The organism is Trebonia sp. (assembly GCF_049794275.1).
GTDB lineage: Bacteria > Actinomycetota > Actinomycetes > Streptosporangiales > Streptosporangiaceae > Trebonia.
This window is the reverse complement of record NZ_JBARCR010000011.1, coordinates 1-3,055: the sequence shown is the minus strand read 5'-3', so window position 1 is coordinate 3,055 and position 3,055 is coordinate 1. Positions and strand designations below refer to the sequence as shown.

Genomic DNA, 3,055 nt, shown 5'->3' with positions numbered 1-3,055 from the left:
CCTGTTGCCATCAGTCCACGTCCTCTATCGCCATGCCATGACGCGACCTCGCCGCGCCGACCGCGAGCTTACCGCTCCTGGCTCACGCTACCGGGTCCATCCCCAATTCCCGGTCATCCGCGGCACTGGCCGCCGGATCAGCCCAACACCCCCGCCCGCGTCAACGCCCTGCTCCGTCACCCGCCCAGTCGCCGCCGCCGACCCCAGCGAGGCGCTAATGGCTGAGCGCCGGCACCGCCGTTATCTGAAACCCCTTGTCCGGGGCCCTCTCGCGCCGCCGTCAGTGTCCGTGGGCGGGCTGGTCTCGATGGAAGTAGACCGTGATTGAAGGCCAGTCACCGAATTCGTTGACCTCCGTGTGCAGTACCAGGTCCTGGATCTCCGCGGTGCCGAATTCTTCAACAGCATCCGCAGCCCTCCGCAAGAGGAGCGGGACATTGCCCATCGGGCTTCAGCGCACAGAACTGGCGCATCTTGTTGAGGTCAGGGACGTACCCCTATCGGCGCTAGCCGGACACCCGAGATCTGCGGGGCCGACTCCATCTCGCCGGCCCGCCGGCGAGGCGTCGCGTGCCGAGGGGGCGGCGGGCCTAGCGCTGCGAAGAGCCGGCGACGAGGGTGGCGAGTATCAGGCGGACGTGCCGACGGCGGGCGTCATCGCCGGTCACATCCGGTGCGACGTGCGCCATCTGCAGGTATCCGGCATAGATGTAGTACAGGACTACGGAACGGTCCAGTGCTTCGCCTTGCTCCCAGCCCAGCTTCTCCAGCTGCTGGGCGATGTAGCCGATCCGCCGATCCGCGACCCGCCGTACGGCTGCTATCGCGGCCGGATGCTCCGGGTTAGCGAGCAAGGCGACCTCGGCTCGGTCGGCCGGGCTGCGGTCGAAGGCGGCCTCCAGGAGCTTTCTCAGGCGTTCAGCCGGATCGGGCTCATGCTCCAGGTCCTCGATGACTGACTCGGTGCGGCTCTGCTCCCACAGGTCCAGCGCCGCCTGGATCAGCGCGTCCCGGTTCTTGAAGTGCCAGTAGAAGCTGCCCTTGGTGGCCCCGAGATCGGCGGCGATGCTTTCCACGGCGACGGCCGCGATGCCGCCCCTGGCGATCGCGGCGAGGGCTGCCCTGGCCCAATCGCCGGGCGTAAGAGGACCCGGACGCGGCTTGCGCACGACCATACGGTACCGTATGGTCGGTTCCATACGGTACCGTACGGAACTTTCCCGGGAAGCGGATCCATCGACCGCAGCGAGGTAAATCGAGGTAACCGGATGAAGATCACGAACCGTCACGAACGAATCCTCATGGCGCCGCCGGAGCGGATCGCTCCGCTCATCGCCGACTTCGACCGCACCTGGCCGACCGAGATCGGGCCGCCTCCCCGGCTGGTGGAGGACCGCCTGTACGAGGCTGGGCGGATGCTGTGGCAAGAATTCGACCGCCCGGGTGCCCTGCGCGCGTTCCGGGTAATCAGGCCGGATGAAATGCGGCTTGAGCACTGGTTCGAGGCGGAGCCCGCGGCGGGCGGGACGGTCTTGCGCCACACGGTCGAGGGCTACGCGGACGGCAGGTACGAGGCGATCTGGCGCGACCGGATCGAGCCAGCGCACGACGTGGTGCTCGAGGCTCTCTTCGATCACGTCCAGGCCGCCATCACCTAGATCACCCCGCGTCAGGCTCTAGCTCGTAGTGCATGGTGCGATACCGCCTGAGACGGTGCATCGCGGGGACGAGGACTCCATGCAGGACACGGTGGTCTCGCGCCAGCGCGCTCGCGGCAACGCGCGCCTGCTGACCCTCCAGCAGGGTCGCGCGGGCGCGGATGGCCGGACCCGTGGGCGCGCCCCGCAGCGTCGACGGAGCGGCCCGCACATGCGGGTCGCGCCGCAGCCGCTTGGTCTTCCAGGCCTTGTCGAAGGAGCGGAAGAAGGCCCGGTCGCCGTCGAAAGCGATGCTCACGGGCGTGCCCACCGCTGTTCCGTCGCGCTTGTAGGTGGTCAGGAGAATCGTCTTGGAGTTCTTCAGGGAAGCCAGGGTGGTAGTCATGCCCCTTGAGACCAAATCACCCAACGTGCTGTGACAGTGAGCCCGGTGGTCGCGACCGTGAACGGCTACACCTGGCGGACCAGCGTCGCCCGCTCGACGAGGCGCCCAGGGAAGTCGAAGTGCCCGTGGACCTGGCGGCCGCGCTATGCCCACTTGGGCTCGCCGATGATCGCCCGGGTGCGCAGCAGGACGCCGATAATCGCGCCGTCACCGGATACCGCGAGGTCGGACCGGCTGCCGGCTGTCAGGTTGTTGGTCAGCAGCCGCCAGGCGTCTTCTGTGCTCATCGCCAAGCTGGCGACTGTGCGGGTTCCTGGCTGGTCGTCGAAGCGCCAGCCAGTTCCGGCGGCCACGAGATGCCAGGTCTCGGTGACCGGGCCCGTGACGGCAACCGTCACGGTGTCACCCGGCTGCGAAGGAGCCTGGGCCAGCCGGTAGGGGTAGGCCCAGCGCAGCCCGTCGAGCACAGGCCCGGCCAGGTCGGCGCGCAGATCGCTGGGGCGGCCCAGCCCCTGGCGGAGCTGCTGCCGGTGGATCCAGTACTCCGACAGCTCGCGGGCCTGGTCGAGCCAGGCAGGCACCGGGCCGGGGCCGGCCCAGGACACCGAGGCGGTACGTGCACGCGGGTCTTCCCGGCGGAACGTACCGGCGATCTGCGGCCCGGTCCACTGCAGCAGATCGGTGATCAGCCGCGGGCTGAGCCGGCGCGATGCGCCGACCCATTCGGCCTGCATCTCATCGAGCCAGGCCACGAACCCGCTCTCCGTCGCGCCCGCGGGAGGAGGTGTGCCGTAGTGGCCGTCGCGGTGCCGGGCCAGCAGCCCGAAGTCATCACCGAGCAGATGGGCGCACAGTCCGAGAATGCTCCAGCCCGGGCACGGCGAAGGCCGCTGCCAGTCCGCCCCGTGCAGGCCCGCGAGCAGGTCATTCAGCCGGGCCCGCTCGACGACGAACAGGGCGGCATAGTCGTGCGGCGGCTCGGCCGGCGGCGCCGACTCTCCGGGCAGGTCCG

4 protein-coding genes are annotated in these 3,055 nt (G+C 69.2%); 1 reads left to right on the top strand and 3 read right to left on the bottom strand.

Annotated elements, in window-relative coordinates; genetic code table 11:
- Window positions 1–590 precede the first annotated feature (590 nt).
- Window positions 591–1,169 carry a TetR/AcrR family transcriptional regulator gene (locus WA805_RS00290; RefSeq protein WP_422276355.1) on the bottom strand — a complete coding sequence of 193 codons (579 nt, stop codon included), beginning with the start codon at window positions 1,167–1,169 and terminating at the stop codon, window positions 591–593.
- Between the two features lie 99 nt (window positions 1,170–1,268).
- Here WA805_RS00290 and WA805_RS00285 point away from each other — a divergent pair, with 99 nt between their 5' ends.
- A complete protein-coding gene (locus WA805_RS00285) occupies window positions 1,269–1,658 on the top strand; it encodes a hypothetical protein (protein ID WP_422276357.1) in 390 nt (129 codons plus the stop codon).
- Window position 1,659: 1 nt separating this feature from the next.
- On the opposite strand, the gene WA805_RS00280 is transcribed toward WA805_RS00285, so the two are convergent.
- Together WA805_RS00280 and WA805_RS00275 are read right to left on the bottom strand one after the other, a co-directional pair.
- Window positions 1,660–2,043, bottom strand: coding sequence for a PPOX class F420-dependent oxidoreductase (locus tag WA805_RS00280; protein ID WP_422276359.1), 384 nt, complete (start codon window positions 2,041–2,043; stop codon window positions 1,660–1,662).
- Window positions 2,044–2,186: 143 nt separating this feature from the next.
- Window positions 2,187–3,055 (bottom strand): maleylpyruvate isomerase N-terminal domain-containing protein (locus WA805_RS00275; protein WP_425241357.1); only part of this gene is annotated, 869 nt, incomplete at its 5' end.

Bases quoted from the DNA above. Each gene is read 5' to 3' on its own strand.
- WA805_RS00285 (WP_422276357.1), top strand. From the start codon at position 1,269: ATGAAGATCACGAACCGTCACGAACGAATCCTCATGGCGCCGCCGGAG.
- WA805_RS00280 (WP_422276359.1), bottom strand. From the start codon at position 2,043: ATGACTACCACCCTGGCTTCCCTGAAGAACTCCAAGACGATTCTCCTG.